22 protein-coding genes are annotated in these 21,382 nt (G+C 35.1%); 7 read left to right on the top strand and 15 right to left on the bottom strand.

Features of this window, described 5'->3' with window-relative positions; all coding sequences use genetic code 11:
• Nucleotides 1-40: 40 nt before the first annotated feature.
• From CBF31_RS07270 to licT, 3 genes are all read right to left on the bottom strand, one after another.
• Nucleotides 41-1,465, bottom strand: a complete 1,425-nt coding sequence (locus CBF31_RS07270) for a 6-phospho-beta-glucosidase (RefSeq protein WP_126831720.1) — start codon at nucleotides 1,463-1,465, stop codon at nucleotides 41-43.
• A gap of 28 nt (nucleotides 1,466-1,493) precedes the next feature.
• The gene (locus CBF31_RS07275) at nucleotides 1,494-3,410 is read right to left on the bottom strand and encodes a beta-glucoside-specific PTS transporter subunit IIABC (RefSeq protein WP_126831721.1); all 1,917 of its coding nucleotides are present in this window, start codon (nucleotides 3,408-3,410) and stop codon (nucleotides 1,494-1,496) included.
• 115 nt (nucleotides 3,411-3,525) lie between these two features.
• Nucleotides 3,526-4,374: a BglG family transcription antiterminator LicT gene (gene licT / locus CBF31_RS07280; RefSeq protein ID WP_126831722.1), complete on the bottom strand. Its 849-nt coding sequence runs from the start codon at nucleotides 4,372-4,374 to the stop codon at nucleotides 3,526-3,528.
• A gap of 219 nt (nucleotides 4,375-4,593) precedes the next feature.
• On the opposite strand from licT, the gene CBF31_RS07285 reads away from it, so the two are divergent.
• Nucleotides 4,594-4,839: a hypothetical protein gene (locus tag CBF31_RS07285; protein WP_126831723.1), complete on the top strand. Its 246-nt coding sequence runs from the start codon at nucleotides 4,594-4,596 to the stop codon at nucleotides 4,837-4,839.
• 58 nt (nucleotides 4,840-4,897) lie between these two features.
• Here CBF31_RS07285 and CBF31_RS07290 read toward each other — a convergent pair whose 3' ends face one another.
• The 6 genes from CBF31_RS07290 to CBF31_RS07315 form a co-directional block, all read right to left on the bottom strand.
• Nucleotides 4,898-5,572, bottom strand: a complete 675-nt coding sequence (locus CBF31_RS07290; RefSeq protein ID WP_126831724.1) for a GTP pyrophosphokinase — start codon at nucleotides 5,570-5,572, stop codon at nucleotides 4,898-4,900.
• 22 nt (nucleotides 5,573-5,594) lie between these two features.
• Entirely contained in the window at nucleotides 5,595-6,143 is a 549-nt protein-coding gene (locus CBF31_RS07295; protein WP_126831725.1) for a hypothetical protein, read from the bottom strand.
• A 19-nt stretch (nucleotides 6,144-6,162) separates the two neighbouring features.
• On the bottom strand, nucleotides 6,163-8,019 hold the full coding sequence (locus tag CBF31_RS07300) for an AAA family ATPase (RefSeq protein WP_126831726.1): 1,857 nt from the start codon (nucleotides 8,017-8,019) through the stop codon (nucleotides 6,163-6,165).
• A 38-nt stretch (nucleotides 8,020-8,057) separates the two neighbouring features.
• The gene (locus tag CBF31_RS07305; RefSeq protein ID WP_126831727.1) at nucleotides 8,058-8,450 is read right to left on the bottom strand and encodes a hypothetical protein; all 393 of its coding nucleotides are present in this window, start codon (nucleotides 8,448-8,450) and stop codon (nucleotides 8,058-8,060) included.
• Nucleotides 8,451-8,584: 134 nt separating this feature from the next.
• A complete protein-coding gene (locus CBF31_RS07310; protein ID WP_126831728.1) occupies nucleotides 8,585-8,911 on the bottom strand; it encodes a hypothetical protein in 327 nt (108 codons plus the stop codon).
• Between the two features lie 135 nt (nucleotides 8,912-9,046).
• A complete protein-coding gene (locus CBF31_RS07315; RefSeq protein WP_126831729.1) occupies nucleotides 9,047-9,424 on the bottom strand; it encodes a YccF domain-containing protein in 378 nt (125 codons plus the stop codon).
• A gap of 205 nt (nucleotides 9,425-9,629) precedes the next feature.
• Here CBF31_RS07315 and CBF31_RS07320 point away from each other — a divergent pair, with 205 nt between their 5' ends.
• Entirely contained in the window at nucleotides 9,630-10,196 is a 567-nt protein-coding gene (locus CBF31_RS07320; RefSeq protein ID WP_126831730.1) for a hypothetical protein, read from the top strand.
• Between the two features lies 1 nt (nucleotide 10,197).
• On the opposite strand, the gene CBF31_RS07325 is transcribed toward CBF31_RS07320, so the two are convergent.
• Nucleotides 10,198-10,554, bottom strand: coding sequence for a winged helix-turn-helix transcriptional regulator (locus CBF31_RS07325; protein WP_126831731.1), 357 nt, complete (start codon nucleotides 10,552-10,554; stop codon nucleotides 10,198-10,200).
• 135 nt (nucleotides 10,555-10,689) lie between these two features.
• Between CBF31_RS07325 and CBF31_RS07330 the strand changes: the two genes are divergently transcribed.
• Nucleotides 10,690-11,844: an NADH-dependent flavin oxidoreductase gene (locus CBF31_RS07330; RefSeq protein WP_126831732.1), complete on the top strand. Its 1,155-nt coding sequence runs from the start codon at nucleotides 10,690-10,692 to the stop codon at nucleotides 11,842-11,844.
• Nucleotides 11,845-11,889: 45 nt separating this feature from the next.
• Here CBF31_RS07330 and CBF31_RS07335 read toward each other — a convergent pair whose 3' ends face one another.
• The 4 genes from CBF31_RS07335 to CBF31_RS07350 all read right to left on the bottom strand — a co-directional run bounded on the left by CBF31_RS07335 (nucleotide 11,890) and on the right by CBF31_RS07350 (nucleotide 16,083).
• Nucleotides 11,890-12,171 (bottom strand): putative quinol monooxygenase, encoded by a 282-nt coding sequence (locus CBF31_RS07335; protein ID WP_126831733.1) that lies wholly within the window; start codon nucleotides 12,169-12,171, stop codon nucleotides 11,890-11,892.
• Nucleotides 12,172-12,186: 15 nt separating this feature from the next.
• Nucleotides 12,187-12,822, bottom strand: a complete 636-nt coding sequence (locus CBF31_RS07340; protein WP_126831734.1) for a nitroreductase family protein — start codon at nucleotides 12,820-12,822, stop codon at nucleotides 12,187-12,189.
• Between the two features lie 34 nt (nucleotides 12,823-12,856).
• Nucleotides 12,857-13,270 carry an Ohr family peroxiredoxin gene (locus CBF31_RS07345; protein ID WP_126831735.1) on the bottom strand — a complete coding sequence of 138 codons (414 nt, stop codon included), beginning with the start codon at nucleotides 13,268-13,270 and terminating at the stop codon, nucleotides 12,857-12,859.
• Between the two features lie 122 nt (nucleotides 13,271-13,392).
• On the bottom strand, nucleotides 13,393-16,083 hold the full coding sequence (locus CBF31_RS07350) for a SpaA isopeptide-forming pilin-related protein (protein WP_126831935.1): 2,691 nt from the start codon (nucleotides 16,081-16,083) through the stop codon (nucleotides 13,393-13,395).
• Nucleotides 16,084-16,335: 252 nt separating this feature from the next.
• Here CBF31_RS07350 and CBF31_RS07355 point away from each other — a divergent pair, with 252 nt between their 5' ends.
• The 3 genes from CBF31_RS07355 to CBF31_RS07365 all read left to right on the top strand — a co-directional run bounded on the left by CBF31_RS07355 (nucleotide 16,336) and on the right by CBF31_RS07365 (nucleotide 18,766).
• Complete coding sequence (locus tag CBF31_RS07355; RefSeq protein WP_170167905.1) at nucleotides 16,336-17,775, top strand: helix-turn-helix domain-containing protein; 1,440 nt, start codon at nucleotides 16,336-16,338, stop codon at nucleotides 17,773-17,775.
• A gap of 3 nt (nucleotides 17,776-17,778) precedes the next feature.
• A complete protein-coding gene (locus CBF31_RS07360; RefSeq protein ID WP_126831737.1) occupies nucleotides 17,779-18,255 on the top strand; it encodes a hypothetical protein in 477 nt (158 codons plus the stop codon).
• An 82-nt stretch (nucleotides 18,256-18,337) separates the two neighbouring features.
• On the top strand, nucleotides 18,338-18,766 hold the full coding sequence (locus CBF31_RS07365; RefSeq protein WP_126831738.1) for a MarR family winged helix-turn-helix transcriptional regulator: 429 nt from the start codon (nucleotides 18,338-18,340) through the stop codon (nucleotides 18,764-18,766).
• Between the two features lie 246 nt (nucleotides 18,767-19,012).
• Here CBF31_RS07365 and CBF31_RS07370 read toward each other — a convergent pair whose 3' ends face one another.
• On the bottom strand, nucleotides 19,013-19,231 hold the full coding sequence (locus tag CBF31_RS07370; protein ID WP_126831739.1) for a hypothetical protein: 219 nt from the start codon (nucleotides 19,229-19,231) through the stop codon (nucleotides 19,013-19,015).
• A gap of 194 nt (nucleotides 19,232-19,425) precedes the next feature.
• Between CBF31_RS07370 and CBF31_RS07375 the strand changes: the two genes are divergently transcribed.
• Complete coding sequence (locus CBF31_RS07375; RefSeq protein WP_126831740.1) at nucleotides 19,426-21,369, top strand: bifunctional metallophosphatase/5'-nucleotidase; 1,944 nt, start codon at nucleotides 19,426-19,428, stop codon at nucleotides 21,367-21,369.
• Nucleotides 21,370-21,382: the final 13 nt, after the last annotated feature.

Raw genomic sequence — 21,382 nt, forward strand, 5'->3', positions numbered from 1 at the left:
TAGTCAACTTTAAGAGTTTTTGATAGTTAATAACTTCCCTTTAATCCAAATCTTTACCATTTGTTGCGATAACTTGTTTGTACCAATTAAAACTAGCTTTCTTATATCGTTTAGCTGTTCCTTCTCCCTCGTTATCTACATCTACATAAATGAAACCATATCGCTTAGACATTTCTCCTGTACTTGCACTTACACTATCAATGCACCCCCATGATGTGTAACCTAATAAATCTACACCATCATTGTCTACTGCTGCTATCATTTCTTTAATATGAGAGCTCAAATAAGAAATACGATAGTCATCTTGAACATGACCGTTAACCAATTCATCTTTAGCACCTAGTCCATTTTCAACAATGAATAACGGCTTTTGATAACGATCATACAATGTATTCAATGTTATTCTCAAACCTAATGGATCGATTAACCATCCCCATTCACTTGTTGTTAAGTAAGGATTGTTTAAAGTGGGGAAAAGATTCCCTTCCGTTTGATCTTTCAATTCTGGGTCTGCACTCACTAAACCTGACGAATAGTAAGACATACTTATAAAATCAACGGTATATTCTGCTAAAATTTCTTCATCCCCTGGCTTAATGGGTAGCTCAATACCTAATCTTTCCAGTTGTTTCAAGAAATAGTTAGGATACGCTCCTCTAGACTGAACATCAATAAATAAAAAATTTTCACGATTAACGTTCTGAGCTTCTAAAACATCTTTTGGGTTACATGTATTAGCATAGGTATCTCCTGCTGCAATCATACACCCAACCTGATTATTAACATCAACTTCTTTTGCTAATTTTGTCGCCAAAGCACTTGCTAGAAGTTGATGATGAACTGCTGAGTATATAATAGCCTCACGATTATCTGTAGGTAAAACTCGAACCCCTGCCGCCATGTATGGTGCATGTAATATCATATTTATTTCATTGAATGTCAACCAATAGTTAACCAAGCCTTTGTATTCTTTAAAAATAACTTCACAAAAATTCAAGTAAAAATCAATCATCTTACGGTTTGTCCAAGAACCGTATGTCTCTATAAGGTGAACTGGACAATCGAAATGACAAATAGTCACTACTGGTTCAATTCCAAGTTCTTTACATTTTTTAAAGATAGACCTATAAAATGCTAATCCTTCCTTATTTGGCTCACATTCATCACCATTTGGAAAAATACGTGACCAAGATAATGACATCCTATACGCTTTAAATCCCATTTCAGAAAATAATTCTAAATCACTTTCATAATGACTGTACATATCAATAGCTTTTCTAGAGGGATAGTAATACTCAGGGTTATCTTTAAATTCTAGTGGCCCCTCGACTAAAAAACGCTCACGATCTTTACCTGTTGGAACAAAATCCATATTACTTAACCCTCTACACCCTTTATTGTAAGCACCTTCACACTGATTGGCTGCTGTTGCTCCACCCCATAAAAAATCATTTCGTAATGTCATCCTTATTCCTCCTTATTTCTGTCATCCTTTAAACAATAGCTGATATCAAACGTTCACCTTGACTAATTTCTTTTTTATCACTTGGTAATATATCCAGATAATCTGCTGAATTTGTAATAATTATTGGTGTTTGAATTGAATAACCTTTTTTAATGATAAAATCACTATCAAAATCTACTAATTTTTGACCCTTTTTCACCTCATCACCTTGTGATACAAACGTTTCAAAACCTTCACCATCTAATTCAACTGTATCTAAACCAATATGAATAAGAACTTCTAACCCCTCCTCAGAAATTAGCCCAATCGCATGCTTAGTAGGAAATATAGTAGCTACTGTTCCATCAAAAGGTGCTACTACCTCCCCTTCTGTTGGGATTATCCCTACGCCTTTTCCTAATAATCCACCAGAAAATGCAGCATCTTCAACTTTAGATAATTCGATAACTTCCCCCGTTATAGGACTAAAAACTTCACCTTTTTGAAGACTAGGAGACTCTTTTTCTATTAATCCATTACTACTTTCAACTACTAATTTTTCATCATCTTTAAATGTAACCATCGTTAAAACAAACGCTATAATAACAGCAATAATAAGCCCTATTACTGCTGTCTTGATATCCGCCATACTTTTCGTTTCCGGATTAATCATTGCAGGAAATTCAAATATTCCCATCCCACCAAATATATACTCACGTAAATCAGCATAACCATAGTATGCTCCTGCCACACCCGAAGCAATGCAACTAATTAAAAATGGTTTTTTTCTTGGTAAAGTAATCCCATAAATTCCTGGTTCTGTAATACCAAATATTCCTGAAATGACAGATGGTGCCGCTAAAGCTTTTAATTGCTTATCTTTGGTTTTCAACATAATAGCAAAGATAACTGCCGTTTGAGCAAATGTCGTTGCAAAAAATGGCATCATGACGTTATCATAACCCAATGTCATAATATTATTAACATATAATGGAATAATTCCCCAATGTAACCCAAAGATGACTAAGATTTGCCAGAAGAAACCTACTAGTGCACCTGATAAAATCGGACTAAAGCTACGAACTAACATCACACCCTCAGCAATCATATTTGAAGCATATGTCGCAACTGGACCTATTACTAAAAAACCTACTGTCATTGCAATAACAACTGTTAATAATGGCACAACAAATAATTTTAAAACATCTGGAATAACTTTTTCTAATCCCTTTTGAACTTTAGATGCCATATAGACAATCAAAATAACTGGTAATACGCTAGAAGTGTAGTCCATGTTGATAATCGGAATACCAAAAAATTCTAAATAAATTGGTGATTCAAATAATGTATCAGTAAATAGTGTGTACAGTGGTTCACCCGCTGATGATAAATGTCCTAATTGAATAGAAGGATAACATAATGCTAGACCTATTAAGAGTCCTACCATTGGCTTTAGTCCAAATTTTCGAGCTGCTGTATACCCTAAAAAAACAGGTAAAAACATAAATAAAGCATCTGACATAGCATTAAATAATTGATAGGCTCCACTTGTATCTGTGTATAAACCCGTCGCTTCAAACATAATATTAAATCCCTTTAGCATACCTGCTGCAGCCATAATACCTAAAACAGGTTGGAATATACCTGAAATAACATCGACGAACTTGTCAAATACTGAGCGATTATCCGCTGTTTCACCTACTGGTTGATTTTCAGAAATCCCTGCTAAATCACTTACCTCTGCGAAAACATCGGGAACGTGATTACCAATAACCACTTGATATTGACCACCTGATTTCATTACAGTAATGACACCATCCATATTTTTTAAAACGTCATCATTTGCTTTACTCTCATCATTTAAAATAAATCGTAAACGCGTCACACAGTGTGTCAGACTTCTGATGTTTTCTTTTCCACCAATATTTTTAATTATTTTTTTTGATAATTCTTCATACTTACTCATTTTCAATTCCCTCCATTTTTAAAATTCTGAAGGTCTAGCCAACTTAATGTCACTATCCAGTTACGTGATTGTCCTCCTTATTAATTTAATTTTATATACACAACTTATGACAGGTCTAAGACCGACCATAGATCATTCGTTGAATATGCACGGTTAAGTATAACGCCTCATCTTCTGAAATATAATAGTTGTATTCTGTCTCTATAAACGTACTTAACATTTCAACACAGTCAAAAGCATTTGGATATTTCTTTTTTACAATTTCATATAGTTCTTTGTCGACTTCATTTTCATGAGGTCTATTTTTTATAATACGTTGAGAAAAGAAATTAAGGTGCGTTAAAAAGCGTGAATAATAATCTGATTTCTCATCAATAACCGTTTTAAAAAAATGTCGAATAAGCTTTAGCATTTCTTGGACTAATGAAGTTACTTTATACGCAGATATACCACTTTCATCACTTACTTTTGAACCTACACCTACATTAATAATATGCATGGCTATGAATGCTGCCTCATCCTCTGAAAAACTAACACCCAAATTAGCCTTAATCAAACTTAAAGCTTTTAATCCTATTTCAAACTCGTTAGGATATATTTTTTTTATTTCAAAGAGTAATGGATTTCTAATTTCCATACCCGATTCGTATCGTTGTACAGCAGAATAGATATGATCACTCAAAGATAAAAATAAACTACCATTCAATCTTATTTCATCTGATTCTGTTTCAAACAACACATTAATTGTTTCAAAGTACTTCTCTGGAATTTCAGACATTGTCTCTTGTAACTTAAAAAATATATTAGCTTCTGATGCAGGAAATACTTTCTCTATAATGCCCTTCTCTATTAAATCACCAGGAGATTTTTTAAAGGCCAGTCCTTTCCCCCATACAATTACCTCTTCACCTGATTGATTTTCTATGAGTGCTACATTATTATTTAACACCTGCTTAATACGCATGACACACTCTCCTCCAATAAAAAAGACCTAGAGCCCCCCTTAATACCCTAATTTTTACACAAGGGTGCTTCGGTTAAACTCTAGGTCTAGCTTGTAATTAAACAATCACTATCCAACTAATATTATACAAGCGTTTCCACAAATGTCAACGCTCTCTTTTTAATATCAAAAAGCCCCTTTAAAAATATTGACCCACTAAAATTAAACCAATGGAGTATTATGCCCTTAACCGATGATGTACTTTCCATTACAGGCGATGGTATTTCATTTAAAGAAAAAACTACTACCTTCCCTCATACATTAGGTCATCTATTAGAACTACACGCTACTATTGAGAATTTAATAACTGAATCACTCGCAGATTCTTCAGCTACTGAGTTTTATAGTTTGTACAAATTTAGTCTACCTTCAGAAGACATATTAAACTACCAACACTATGTCACCCTTTATTTTAAAGCAACCTAACAAAAAAGAGCAGCCTGTCTGATTGACAGGTTGCTCTTTTTGTTGTCTAAATTTATAATTATTCGCCTTCAATTCCTTTTCGGATTGAAAGCATCTCTTCTTCTAATTCTGAGATGCGGGTTGCCGTTGCTTCTAGTCGTTTGGTTAAAGTTGTATCAGGTACGTCATGTTTGTATCTTAAACCATGCTCCAAACTTGCCCAATAATCCATGGCAATCGTTCTAAATTGAACTTCCACTTTGATGTATTTAGTTTCTTTCAAGAAAAATACAGGCACTTCTAAGATTACATGAACACTACGATAGCCACTTGGTTTCGGATCTTTAATGTAATCTTTCACTTCGATAATCGCCACGTCAGCTTGTTGGCTAAGTGATTTTAGCACCATATAAATATCATCCACGTACGCACAAATCACACGGATTCCTGCAATATCAGTTAATTCTTTCGAGGCATTCTCTGCTGTAAATGCCACATCACGTTTCTCTAGTTTAGCAACCAAACTCTTAAATGATTTTACACGACACTGAATAGTATGAATGGTATTCGTACGGCCAATGATTTCATTATTATTTAATTCTCTATCAATAATTTTTAACTTTGTTTCTACCTCATCAATTGCTGACTGGTAATAAATCATTAGCGATTGATAGGCTTCCAGCGACTCCACAGTTAAGGTTGGACTGTTGGTTGTCAGTAATTGTCTTGATTCTTCTGTTTCCTTGTTCATCATCTAAGCACCTCTAACGCAGATTTTATAAAAAGTTTTCAATAATAAAGTAACTAATAAGTCCTACTCCAACTGAAATAATCAGAGGAACCACAATCACTTGCATCACAATCCCACTTATCACAAAGGCACCTAGAAATAACAGTTCAGCTAAACCTAACGCTTTCGCTACTGATTTACTTCTGACTTTTTCAGTTCCTGACCACGGGTTCAAGCCTTTATTTTTAAGATAGAAATAATCTAACCCAATGACTGCGATAATTACAAGTGTCCCAATTGGTAAAAAGGGTTGCATTTCAACTTCCCAAATGGTTGCACTACTTTGACTCATAAATGCTGCAATATAAACTAAAACTGCCCAAACCATAATGCTCCATTTTTTTACGCTACTTAATGAATTAGCTATAGCATTATAATACTTACCAAAAAAATGTTTGGTGAAAACAACATACCAAAGAATCGCTAAAGGAATGGCAATAATTAATAATGCAATCACAAACGCTATTATAAGAGCAAACCCTAAAAGTCCACCACCACTATCTCGTTCTTTTACTATGAAATATCTATCTTTCACTCTTGTATCCTCCTGAACTTTAGTTTGCTTGACTGCCTTCTAAAACATCACACTCTTTAATGATGCTAACTGCTCTATCATCCTGTTCAATAGATCCATCCATTACGATTCTCATATCTCTCGCTTGACCGATAAATTGTAAAATATTTCTAACCCAACGACCATTACCATCAACGCGTCCCGCTTGTTTTTCTTGAATGATAAAACTCTCTAAGACCTGTTTAGCATCTTCTTCTAAAAGTTGGCCTTGTTTTTTCAGTTCCAATTCAGCAATAGCAATCAATTCTTCTGCTGTATAATCAGGGAACTCAATCTTATTAATAAAGCGACTCGCCAACCCTGGATTACTTTGCATTAAGGTTTGCATCTCTGCTGTATAACCTGCCATAATCACAATGAGATCTGAACGGTAATTTTCCATATCCGCTATCAATGTGGTAATGGCTTCTTTTTTATATGTATCATTTTGATTTTCAGGAATTAATTCATACGCTTCGTCAATAAATAATACACCACCTCTAGCTGATTCAATCAACTCGTGCGTTTTCGGTGAGGTTTGACCTAAATATTGACCAATCATATCTTTAACAGTTACTTCTACCATCTTATTTGTTTGACTAATACCATGCTCATACAATATATCTGCTAATAATCTTGCGACAACTGTTTTCCCGGTACCTGGACTGCCACCAAATATTAAATGAAGGCTGTTCGCAGTTACAGGTTGCCCCATTTCTTTTCTTTTTTTATTGGCAATATTTGTGTAGACATAAGTTTTCACTTTCTTCTTAACATCTTCTAGCCCTATCATCTCTTCCAACTTGTCCTCTGCCGATTGATTAACGGGCTTTTCTTCTACCTGAACAACTGGTTCGACTGGTTGACGTTCAAAATCTTCTCTAAATTTAACACTAGAATTTTCCCAAGCGTACGAAATGCTATCCTTTGCAATCCACCAAGTATTCACATCAGTATAATTTAAGAACTTAACTTCTCCCGACCAAATCTGGTTTAACCATTTTGCACCAGCTGACCATGTCCCACCAATTAATACCTTGTCATTTGGATTATCTGTATTGACCTTAAAGACTTTGACTTGTTCCAGCATACGTTTTTGCTCTTGCTCTGAAAATTCTGGCGTGACAACCTGATTTATCGTAAGACTTCCTAAAACGATTAACCCTGTTAAGACCTCTTGTTTCAACTGATACTCACTATCTAATGCTAGTGACAAGGCATATTTATCAAGTGTTAGCGTGTTGCCTTGCGGACGAACTGAAGATTCTAATGACTGAAGCTCACCAATATGACCATATCCTCGAATATTTGTCTTCACAACTTCTAATTTATCTAAGTGAAGCTCTGATGCAATCAGACTATCATCTTGAGCTTTAGTGTTAATGTAAGAATAGTTTTTATGTTGAGGATTACCTAGTTTAAAAGATGTCCCAATAACGCTACTTGCATTTATTTGACCATAATCCATAACAACCTCATTTGTAACTAACTGCTTCAGGGGTTGGGCTGTATAGAGTGATGGTGAATAATCCCCCTCTTCTTTATGTGAAAACGTACAATTTTCAAGGGTTAGTACAAGCCCCGGTTTTCTTGAGATAATTGCGTTCGTCTTCGTTTCTCCCAAAAAATGACAATTTTTAATTGTACAATGATGATGAAGATTAAGACCTGCTGAGCCCTCTTCAATATGAATAGTATGACCTTGACCGTCAATTGTCACTGCCGCACGAAGTGAAACACTATCCATAATATCAGATGTCAACTTGATAATATCACCATCTTTTAGTTTAGCCGTTATAGCTGTTAGGACGCCCTCTTTAGGTTTATTCCCAAGTAATCTTCCAACCTTATATTCCATTTAACGCTCTCCATTCGTTAGTAAGTTTAGATTAAACCCTATCTCGCTTTTATACATCCGATACATAAAAGATAACCAGCGAAATCACCTTGTTTTTGACGCTCATGATCCACGTTAATTAACGTATCATACCAAGTTGCATCCCATTCTTTCATTGTCATATAACGTGCTAAAGGTTGTAAGGTTGCCATAAATGCATTATGCTGTGCCGTACGTGAGGCATCCATTTGTTGCTTTTGTTCTATTGTATACGTTAACCAGTCATTACGTTTTTTGACATAATCACTTGCCGCTTCAATCACAGATGACCATAGAAAATTAAAATCTTCGTCTTCACTGTCCGCTGAACCGTGAATTTTATTGTACATCTCCAATGCCTCTTCAAAAGATAAAGCATTTCCTTTTTCTAAATACTCTTGATAATCAAACATTTAAGCCACACCCTTTACTCTTATTCTGTCTATTTATAGTATCTTTTATATCAATATTTGTAAACTTAATTTCTAATTATAACTAAAAAAGCCTAACTCATGGCTATAAGTTAGACCTTTTCTGTCACTCTACATCATTTTTCAATAAGAAGTTTTCTACTATTAAAATAGTCCTTTTCTTTAGCAATAGATTTTTCAAACGCTTCAACTACTCTCCAATCAACCTGATGTCGATTTTTATATCGTAGTTCTTCTTTAATTAATTTCTTTAAATCTTTCCATTTTTTCATATCTGATGGTTCTTGTTCAAAGTGTTGTAACTCTTGTTCTATTTGTTTGAGTTCCGATTGCTCGACCTTTTTTTGTAGTCTTTCTTGTCTGATAACATAGACGCTTCCACCAATACCAATCACAAGGGCTGCTATAGTCGAGAGTAGGTATGTTATTTTTTTATTCTTCAACTTTCTATTCCCCTTCACACCTTATCTTTTAATCACTTTTAAATGGTACCGTTAATTAAACGAGATGTAAAGTTAAGATAATATATCAATAACGTTATTTTTGTAATAAAAAAAAGACTTCGAAAAGTCTCTTTTTTAATAGTAGTATCTTGAATTGACAACTTTTGCTCCGAAAGGCATTAACGCTAGACGGGCTAATTTAAACGATTGTTTAGCAAACGGTATCCCAATAATTGTAATAGTTAGTAATACACCACTAATAAAGTGAGCAATCGCCAAAGGTAAGCCTGAAATAATTATCCAAATAATATTCAAAATCAAAGAACCACCAGATGTACTTGTGATGATTTCTTTCCCAAATGGCCATAAGCTGAGTTGTGCAAATTTAAAGCACTGTAACCCTACCGGAATTCCAATAATACTGATGCACCAAAGTACACCTGCTAAAAACCAACCGATTGCTCCTGTAAAACCTCCAAATAGCAACCATAAAATATTTCCGATAAATCTCATCGTATCACATCCTTAGCCAGATTCGATAGTCTTAAACCAACCTATCCTATACCTTTATCATACCATCTCGCTAGCCGAATACAAGAAACTAGCCTAAAGTTCAGACTAAGGTCTGACTCTTTTCTAATTATCGTAAGCTCGTAAACTATCATGATTGGCTCGTGGTATAATTGAGAAAAACGCACCTTATAAATGGAGGAACTATATGAAATTTTGGACAGTCCAACCTAAAGAAGTACTTGATATTATTATGAAAGAAGATAGTTATATTGCTGATTTTAAGAAAAGTACCTATCTTCAAGAACTCCCTGAATTAATGGATTTATACAGTTTATTTTTAGAGTCATTCAATGCACATAACTCTACTAATTTACCTGGATTAGTTTTTGCCTTCGCTCAGAGTAATGATTCTAATTTATTTGAAATACCTGATATTGAGTCATTCCAACAGTTGATGGTTGAAAAAGAACCGGCTGTAGGTGGTTTTTGGAATGCTATTACAAAGAAAGGGGCCTGCATCTTAGAACTGGAATACAATGTGGATGAGTTCAATCCTATCTTTATTGACTTTAATGATTTCCAATTCTTAATGCCTCCTATCACGGTCCCACTTCCACCTTATACGGAACCTGATATCGCACGGTTAGTTGAACATGTCCATAATGGAACAGTTGAAACTTCTATTTTCCCAAGTTATGTCATGCAAGCACATCTACCTTTTATTCGGAAAGAAAATATCATCTGTGGTTACAAGATGTTTCCACTCAAGTAATTTAAAACTTTTCATCTAGCAGCTCAATTTCTTCACCTGCTGCTATCCGTTCGTTAATTGCTTTCTTGCCCCATTCCGACATACAGCTCATTAATTTCCCCAAAGACTGGCCTTGTTCTGTCAAAGCATACTCAACCTTTGGGGGGATTTGATTATAGACTTTCCTTGAAACGATGTTATCACTTTCCAATTCACGCAGTTGCTGCGTTAACATTTTTTGCGTGATTTTTGGAATTCGTCGTCGTAACTCACTTGTTCTGAGCGTGCCTTGTCGTAAATGACAAATAATAACTGGCTTCCACTTCCCTCCAATAATATCTAAGGTTGCTTCTACTGCAATCGTATAGGTTTTCTTCATGGGTATAACCTCCTTATATATGTTGAATTTTTATAGGTACTTATTAGTACCTACCGTACAAAAAAGTACCTACTTACTTCTCTAGTTTGTTCATTGTACAATAACATCTGTACTAAATAAAAGGGGGATTTTTCTATGACGATGTTTCAATCATTATTATCCGAACTACAATTCAATAACGGTACTACATTAGACTCGAAATTTGTAATGGCTCCAATGGTTGCAGAAGGCTCTTCTTATGAAGGGTATGTTGGCGAAGATGACTTAGCTTATTTTAATCGCCGCTCTAAAACAGCTTCCCTATTAATCACAGGCGCGACAGCTGTTGCTGATTTTGGTAATGCTTTTGGTCATGGATTAGCAAGTCTTGATGACAGCTATCTACCTGGCTTAACGCAACTTGCCACTACAATGAAACAGGACGGTGCCAAAGCTGTTTTACAAGTATTTCATCCTGGCCGCCAAGCGGTTTACAGTTACCAAGATAAAGGCTTAGCTTACGGGCCAAGTGATGCTCAATTCTCTTTTTTAGATTATCCAACAACCGCTTTGTCTAATGAGCAAATTACTGCGATGATCCAATCATTCGCCGACGCCACTTCTCGTGCCATTAAGGCAGGTTTTGACGGTGTGGAAATCCACGGTGCCAATCACTATCTTATTCAACAATTTTTCTCAACACTTTCTAACACTCGTACAGATGAATGGGGCGGAACTTTAGAAAAACGTGCAAAATTTGCACTAGAGATTGTTAAAGCTATCAAAAAAGTAATTGCTGAAGAAGCAACGACACCTTTTATTTTAGGCTACCGCATTAGCCCAGAAGAAGTTCATGGCAAAGATATGGGCTACACACTGGATGACTCACTTTATCTAATAGATGAAATCGCCGCATTAGGTGTTGACTATATCCATATTTCTTTAGGAGGCCCTAATGGTTATGCTATGAAGGATCGTGCTGGCTCACACTTAGGTGAACCAATTAATCAAGTTATTCATAACACGATTGCTAACCGAGCAAAACAAATTGTCGTAGGCGATATTACAAGCCCTGAAAAAGCGCTAGATGCTTTAAATTACGGTGATTTAGTCGCCTTAGCTTCTGTTGCCATCGTTGAACCTGACTTCAAAGAAAAAATCAGTCAAAATAAAGTCGAGACTATCGACTTAGAAACCCTTCCTAATTTGAATGATTTAAAAATTCCAAAACACTTCGGAACGGTCGCTGGTGTCTTAGCGACTAACCAGTCTATTCCAGAAAAAGTAGTGGCACAACTTAAAGATGTTTAATCGCAATAAAAGCCTCTTCCTTTAACTAAGGAAGAGGCTTTTATTTTAGGCATCCGTCATAATAAGTTGTGTTTCTTTCGATGCATAGTCAGGCATTACTTTAAATAAATCTTGTAACGCTTCTGTTTGATTGTGAGAAGCAACCGCTTCATCATCACGCCACTGCTCAACCATTACAAATTTATTCTTTTCAGTTGTTGATTCATATAAATCGTAAGCTAGGCACCCTTCTTCTGCTCGTGACGAGGCAATTAAGGTCTGAGCTTTTTCTAAAAAGGCTTCACGTTTCTCTTCTTTAATGAAAAAAGTAGCATTAATCACTTTCATACTATCGCCTTCTTCCTATTTGAATGTTGTCACTTTGTCTGCTGCTAATCGAACTGACTCATAGCCTTGGTCTACTGCTTTACCCACTGATAAAATCATCACAGGAACATAACGTTCTTTATCCATATCAAAAGCTTCAGCCAATTGATCTGCTTCAAAGCCACCAATAGCATTTGTATCATAGCCATGAGCACGTGCCACTAACATAAACTGCATTGCTGCTAAACTTGAATCAATTTTAACAACGTCATTCATTTCTTGTTTCGTGAAGTTTTGATAATAAGGTAAGATCGCTGCTAACTGTTGATCTCTTACTTCTGAAGGCATTTTTCCTTCAGCAACAGCTTGACCATAAATTTCTTCACCATATTCGTGACAGTTCATATCACCAAAGATTAAAACCATTGCTGAAGATGTGTTATTTTGATTGCCATTAAAACGAACAAGCGGTAGTAATTTAGCTTTTGCTTCTTCTGATTCTACTACAACAAAACGCCAAGGTTGCATGTTAACAGAAGATGGTGCTTTTGTTGCTTCTGCAATCATTTCTAACATTTCTTCTTGTGAGATTTTTACTGTTTCATCATATGCTCGGATTGATTTTCTTCCGAAAACAATCTCATTAAAATCATTCGTTTTTGTATTAGTCATTTGTCATTACCTCTTCCATTTTATAATTTAATTTTTAAACGGCTTTAACCGTAACATCACAGTTTCCTTTTACTGCTTTTGAATAGGGACACGTTTGATGTGCTAATTCTAATAACTCTTGAGTTTCAGTTATATTTAAGCCTTCAATATGCCCTTCTATTTCGATCCCTAATTGAACATCTGGCAAGTCTGATTGGCTAACATTGTATAAGCTAACACTTGCGCTAATCGTCGAAGCACGAGTAACACCTTTATGTTGTTTTACATAATCTAAGGCACTATTGAAACAGGCACTATAACCTGCGGCAAATAGTTGCTCAGGATTAGTCGCGCCCTCCGCTTTTTTACCTGGTGGCAAAATTGTCAATTTTAGTCCGCCATCTACCGAATGAACTTCACCAGATCGACCGCCTGTATTGATAACTTTCGTTGTATACACTTTTTTCATCACACTAACCTTCTTTCTAGTTGATAAATTAGATTGTACACAATCTAATTGTGTTTAGCAAGTATAACTACTTTTATTTAACACATAAAAAAGGCCGTCTTTTAAAAGACAACCTTTTTCCATTAGCGACGCTTATTAAAAATATACACCGCTCCTGCAATACTTGTAACCCCAATACCTAATAGACCTAAAATAGCATCTGATTTTTCGCCTGTCTGAGGTAAAAGTTTGATTGGGTACTTAGAACCTGGTTTAGGCTTAACATCATGCTCTTTTGGATAATTAGGTTTACCTGGTTTTTTCGGATCTTTTGGATCTTTTGGATCTTTTGGATCTTTTGGATCCTTAGGTTTTCTCGTATTTTTGATAGTGACTGTTACCAAATCTCCAGTTTCACTATTTAAAGTTACAGGAACTCTTTTTCCATCTAAAAGGTACCCTTTAGGAGCTTTTGTTTCTACTAAACTATACTCACCATAAGGTAATTTTTTAGTCCAAGCTTCACCACTTTCATCTGTTACAATATGATCTACAACTTTTCCTTCACTATCAATAACATCAAACTCAGCTCCAGCTAATCGTTCACCTGTTTTATCATCTACTTTGATAACTTTGAATGAACCTGCTGGGTTTACTGGTGGAACTGGTATTTTTTTATTCGTAATGTCAACTTGTACTGGTGTTGCTGTTTCTCCTGATACGATACTTATTTTATGTTCTGTTTTATCTAATTCGTACCCTTTTGGTGCTTTTGTTTCTAGGATTGTGTAGTCGCCCAGTGGTAAATTACCTAAGCTTGCTTTACCATTTTCATCTGTTTTTAAGGTATCAACTACTTCACCTTCACTGTTTCTCACTTCAAATTCCGCTCCGGCTAACACATCACCTGTCGCTTCATCCGTTTTTGTGATTTCTAGTGACCCAACTTCTAATTCTGGATTAACTGGTGGAACTGGTGATTTTTTATTCGTAATGTCAACTTGTACTGGTGTTGCTGTTTCTCCTGATACGATACTTATTTTATGTTCTGTTTTATCTAATTCGTACCCTTTTGGTGCTTTTGTTTCTAGGATTGTGTAGTCGCCCAGTGGTAAATTACCTAAGCTTGCTTTACCATTTTCATCTGTTTTTAAGGTATCAACTACTTCACCTTCACTGTTTCTCACTTCAAATTCCGCTCCGGCTAATACGTCGCCTGTCGCTTCATCTGTTTTTGTGATTTCTAGTGACCCAACTTCTAATTCTGGGTTTACTGGTGGAACTGGTGATTTTTTATTCGTAATATCAACTTGTACTGGTGTTGCTGTTTCTCCTGATACGATACTTACTTTATGTTCTGTTTTATCTAATTCGTACCCTTTTGGTGCTTTCGTTTCAACGATTGTGTAGTCGCCTAATGGTAAATTCTTCAAGCTTGCTTTACCATTTTCATCTGTTTTTAAGGTATCAACTACTTCACCTTCACTGTTTGTCACTTCAAATTCCGCTCCGGCTAACACATCGCCTGTCGCTTCATCTGTTTTTGTGATTTCCAGTGATCCAACTTCTAATTCTGGAACAACTGGTGGGATTGGTGATTTCTTATTCGTAATGTCTACTTGTACTGTATTACCACCTTCACCTTTAACAACTGATACAGGGTGAGTTGTATCATCTAATTCATAACCATCTGGTGCTTTTGTTTCTACTACTGTGTAGTCGCCTAATGGTAAATTCTTCAATCCTGCTTTACCATTTTCAGCTGTTGTTAAGGTATCAACTACTTCACCTTCACTGTTTCTCACTTCAAATTCCGCTCCGGCTAACACATCACCTGTCGCTTCATCTGTTTTTATGATGTTAATATTCCCTAGATTATTCCCTTCACCTGTGCCACCACCACTTACTTCAGGGGTAACACTTTCAACATTTTGGTCTTCAATATCTGTACCTGTTAATTCTCCTTTATTTGTATACTCTTTAGAAGCACCATCATCTGTAATTCTTGCTCTATAATAAACTTCAACAGATACATTTGGTTGTTTTAAATCCCCCAGCTCAATCACAAAACCTGAATCCGAAATATGAATATTATTTGGATCAACTGCTGTTACAGGAATAAATTTATTATTTTCATCGTAGTAACCATAATTAGCATAAAAATCTGTAGTCAACATTTCTTGATTGGGACCTAGAGTATCTGTATAAACTGCATTTTTAATTTCTTTTCCAGCATAATTAATTCGAACAACCCAATCAGTTTGGCCTTCTTCTATTAAAGTATTTCCCCACTTCCCTAATTGCTCTCCTTCTTCAATACTACCTGAGCCACCAACATTGATAGTTGTAGAACCTTCTTCACCAATGTTGATTTCAATTTCTTCACCTTCATTCACGCCGTTCCATCTTGTAGTAAAGTAAATACGTCCTTTACGATTCTCTTGTGGATTTTTTTGATAATAATCAGTAAAAGTCACAACGACTTGCCCGCTAGCTGGATCAACAGTTGCTTTACCAATAACATTCCCCTCAGAATCTGTAACATCAAAATTTGTACCACTTGTCGCTTTTAATTTTTCTGGAAAGGGAAACGTCATCGTATCTCCCTCTTCAATAGTATCTCCATTAGGAATCTCCCACGTATACTCAACTCGAGTATCTTCATAAATTCCAACAGTTTCGCCATCTCCAATTGGCGTCCCATCTTCTCTTTGAAAATCAGAACTTGTCATATAATCATGGTTAGTTGCTGCTTTTACAATTGAAATACTCCCAACTAAGTTAGAAAATATGAGTAATCCAACCATCATGATATTAAACCATTTCTTTCTCATTTCTATTCCTCCTTATTTTGTTATTAAAATAATAAACAATCACTTTATAGACGTTTGTTCAAAAATAAACATTTAACCCATCTATATAATACATAATATCTCTTGATAGATCTTAAAACCACCCTTTTTACAATATATTTTCTACTTTTTTATCTAAAGTACATAATTTTTTATAAATCAATAAAAAACATGCACATTTTCTACTCTATTAATATAGTATACTACTTATATAAACTATTCGAGGATGATACTATGCTAAATTTACTCACTCAAAATAATCAAGATAAACTAACGTTACTTGATTTTTTGGAAAATAATATTGATACTATTATTCCTCTTTGGCAACTAGAGGAACTGTTAAACTTGTCTACTTTTAAAACAAGTAATACCATAGAAGAACTTTCTGATGAACTTTCTCGTTTTAGTTCAGGTACTATCAAATTGTTGCCGAATAAAAACGTAACAGCTTATGGTATTACTAACGAATTAATTAATAAGTTCAAACTTTATTACCTAAAATTATCGCCACTATTTAAAATTTATATGTTTTTTTACAACGGTGATCATAATTTCCCGCTCAAAATTAAAGAAATAGGTATAAGCCAAGCCAGTGCCTATAAACTTACAAAAAAACTTAACCAACAATTAGACCCTTTCACTATTAAGATTTACAATCAAAAACTTACTGGATCAGAACGTTCTATTCGCTTAAAAACATTTGAGTTGTTGCTTTTTTTCTTTAAAGGAATTGAATCTCCTTTTGATAAATCTATATTAAAATCAGCTCATCTTTTGATACACGCTTTAGTTAAACTACTGGATATACCTTCCTCAAACAGTATGAAATTAAAATTAGAATACTTTATTTCAGTATCTCTAATACGTATCAAACAAGGGTTTGTGATTGAACCAGCCGACACTCTCACATTTAAAAAAGGAACTAGTTGTTCTTCTGATCGTTTATACTCCATCTTATTTTCAACGTTCAAACAACTTTTCCCTGCATTATCCGAACAAGAAACTCATATGGAAGTGTTATATTTAATCGAATTTATAGTAGCAGAATCTTTATTCACTGATTCCAGCACATTGGAAGGTTTTACTATGTCTTCTAAGCTGACAACTCAAACATCCGGGTTTATCTCACACATGAGAAGTGCTTGTAACTCCGAGGAAGTGTTTCAACTAGCTGAAGCTAAATTAACTCAAGAAACTTCTGCTTCATTTTTAAAACATACTCTATTTAATTATCATACAGACAGCTTTAATAATGATCTCATTAATCAGCAATTCACTGAACTTTACGTCACAGAAAGTCAACTTATTAGTGAGTTTATTCTTGCTCAAAATAATCAGAATGAACTACCTTCAGAATCATTTTCTCTTTTTTATGACTTGTTATTTTTAATTGTGACACATGTTCCCGATAACGCTTTTCAGTTGCCACTACATATTTGTGTTGATTTTTCTAGAAGCCTGACTTACTCAAAGCACATCAAAAATAAAATCAGTGCTTTCGATGCTCTTAAAGTCATTTTTGATGACGAAGTAACTGACGATACTAATTTATATGTTTCAGATTTTGCCAATTATCAAATTAATACACCTCAAATTATTTGGAAGGATCCACCTTCTATAAACGATTGGCGCCTATTTGGAGATACTTTAATTGATATTAGAAAGGGGATGTAGCGAATGAAACGTACGACACTTTTAGTTTCTAGTCTAGCTTTATTAAGTTTTACTCAACAAGCTTATGGAATTACTCTAGATCAAGATGAAGTAACGGTCATAATTGAAGGGAGTGCGGATACACCTCAACCCTCTCATACTTTTGAGCCTATCCCCACTATTTCAGAATCACTTATAAGTGCTCCAACTGCAATCACTGAACAGGAAGCAATCCTTTTGCCTGATAAACCTATTCATAATAAGAATAAATCATCAACACTACCAGTCCCTTTCGAAGTGGACCCGACTACCCTAGCCCCTATTAAACAGAAGGAGCCAAAATCAGCTACGGAAGAAAAACAAACCATACTTTCAGATTTCCCCACTGGTGATGTGGTTATTATTAATCAAGATGAGGAATGGCTTTCAAGTTCGGACTTAGCTCAGCATTCTTATCTAGGAAATTGGATGGGTGTTACATCTCAATCAATCAATCGATAAAGGCTTTTTCCGCTCAATTAGATTTGACATTAATTTTTATTTTAATTACACTGAGTCTATATCATATGCTAGGAGCGTACTTATGACTTCAGAAAATAAAGCACTAGATCAAAGTATCTGTTTCCAACTCTACGTTGCATCAAAAGAAATTATTCGCTTATATAAACCACTTTTAGATCCTTATCAATTAACCTACACAGGTTTTATTGCCATGCTCGCTATTGAAGATGGAATGTCCGTTCGTTCACTCGGAGAGCAGCTTTTTTTAGACTCTGGAACTCTAAGTCCACTTCTAAAAAAACTAGAAAAGCAACAACTGGTAACACGGGTTCGTTCTAAAGAAGATGAACGTGTTATGGTTCTGAAACTAACTGATGAAGGAAAAAAACTAAAAAAAGAATTACCTCTTATAGCAGAAAAAATCTATGCACAGGTAAGCGAAAAAGCCCCCAATATTGACTATAACGACTTATTAAATTTATTAACAAAGCTTAATACCGTTCTAAAATAAAAAGAAGACTCGCCTCACGGCAAGTCTTCTTTTTTACTTCCAAATTTTCAAATTATAGCTCGCTAATACTATTAAAATACCTGATTCCCACAAATTGGGATCTAGTAAAAGATTAAAAAATATCACTCTTTGAAAACCAAAGAATAAATACGGAAGAACTAAAGTAACTACTCCCCATACTAATACCGCTAGCCATATCGACTTCATTGTTTTTTCTATTCTAATATCCATCGCCATCACACTCCTTTATTCTTTTTCATGTTGGTCCTGTTCTTTACGACGACCTTTACGTTTTTTATCTTTTGAATCATCTATCTCTATCAAGTTCTTATTTTTTTCACGTTGCGCACTCATTATAGCTTGTGCCACTTGCTTACTTTCAGCTGCTTTATCTGAGGGCAATACAATATTGTCCATAACACTTGATGAGCGATAATTATCAGGTATTCTTACAATTTCTGGCATAATAATCCCTCCTTTAATTTATTATACCTCTAAACCAACTATTTTAATATAACGCTTTCAAAAAAATCTATCATAACTCTTGCAACAAACGCTCTCTTTTTAGACTATTTTAAAAACATTGTCTAATAAAGGTTGAAAATACCTATAAAAACGCTTACAATTTGATTTGTTATCAATTCTAAAGGGGGAGCAAAATGAAAAAAAGATATGTATCACTAGCACTCGCATTAACCTGTTCGTTAGTATTAACAGGATGTTCTACAAAGAAAAATGAGGCTAAGACTTCTAAGAAAGAAGCCGTGGCTACTGAAAAAAAATTAACCATCTTAGGAACATCTGATATCCATGGCCGCTACATGCCTTGGGATTATGCCACTGATGTCGCTAATACGGATGGAAGTTTTGCCCAAATTAGTACCATTGTAAATGAAGTGAGAAAAGAAGATCCTAACATGCTACTTGTCGATGCAGGAGATTTAATCCAAGACAACTCTGCAGAACTCTTTCAAAAAGATGACCCACATCCTGCAACTGAATCATTAAAAGCTCTAAAATACGATGTTTGGACAATGGGAAATCACGAATTTGATTATGGGTTTGATGTGTTAGACAATATAACAAAACAATTTGATGGAGCTGTTCTAGCTGGAAATGTTCAGTTAGAAGACAGTACCCCCTACTTTGCACCTTATAAAATTATTGAACGTGATGGGGTGAAAGTTGGTTTTATCGGAATGACAACACCTATGGTTGCTGAATTTAAAGAAGACACTGATATTTTTGATGGAAAAAAACTAACTGATCCTGTGAAGGAAACCATTAAAACAATCAAAGAGATTAAAGAAAAGGCAGATATCTTAGTTGCGGTTGTCCATATGGGAATTGAAAATGAAAATAACGTTGAAAATACTGGTGTAGCAGATATGGCGAAACAAATTCCTGAACTCGATGTTATCTTCGCCGGTCATATGCATACCTTAGTTGAAGAAGAATTCATCAATGATGTTCTAATTGTGGAACCTGATAAGTACGGTCGCTATGTTTCACGTGTTGATTTAACACTAGAAAAAGATAAAGACGGCTTCAAAACTAAAAAGAAAAAAGGTTCCGCTATTAAAGTCGCAGACTATGAAGAGGATAAAAAAATCACTAAATTGCTAGCTGACTCTCATGAAAAAGCTCGAAAAGATGCGAATACTGAATTAGGAAAACTAGTTGGCATAGACCTTGTTCCAGAAAATGAAATTAAAGGCATTCCTCAAGTTCAAATCGAAGAAACTCCACTCCATAATTTCCTTGGTGAAGTCATGCAACATTACAGTCAAAATGCTGATGTGGTTGCGTTCCAAATTGACACCGACTCACCTAAATTAGATATTGGAGATATCCGAAAAAAAGATATTGCTAAAAATTATCGCTACGCTGGTGGCGAGGTCACTGTTTATAAAGTAACGGGTAAAGACTTAAAAGACTATATGGAGTGGGCTGCTGGTTACTATAATACGCTTGATGATGGTGATGTTACGATTAGTTTTGACAAAGAACGCCGCACAAGTAAATACAATACCAATGATCGCTTCCACGGTATAAAATATGATATCGATTTACGTGAACCTGCTAAAAAACGAATTAAAAATTTAACTAAATTAGATGGTACACCTATTAAAGACGATACCCCTATCAAAATTGGGATGAACGCATACCGTATGAAGTTCTTACAATCAGAAGAAGGTCCTCTAGTTGGTCGTGACTTCAAAGAAATCTACAGTACGACTGACGAAGAAAATTTTGGTGAAGTCGACGGGCGCATCCAACAACTCTGTGCACGTTACCTTGATGAAGTTGTTGACCGAACGTATGAAGGTAAATTGCTCCATAATTGGGATGTTATTGGGCTTGATAAAAAACAAGAAGGACGAGATGCTGTTGTAAAATTAATGAACGAAGATATTATTAGTTTACCTAGTTCAGATGATGGCGTTGTGACTAATATTGAATCCATTAATATTAAAAAGAAACCTACTTCAGATGATATTAAAGCCATTACTGATAAAGCTAAGCTAAATCCCGACGACTTTAAATCATGTGAAACAACTGGTGACCTTTACATTAAAGTTGCTGAAGCATTAACTAACTAAATAAAAGGTAGCA

Source organism: Vagococcus fessus (assembly GCF_003987565.1).
GTDB lineage: Bacteria > Bacillota > Bacilli > Lactobacillales > Vagococcaceae > Vagococcus_D > Vagococcus_D fessus.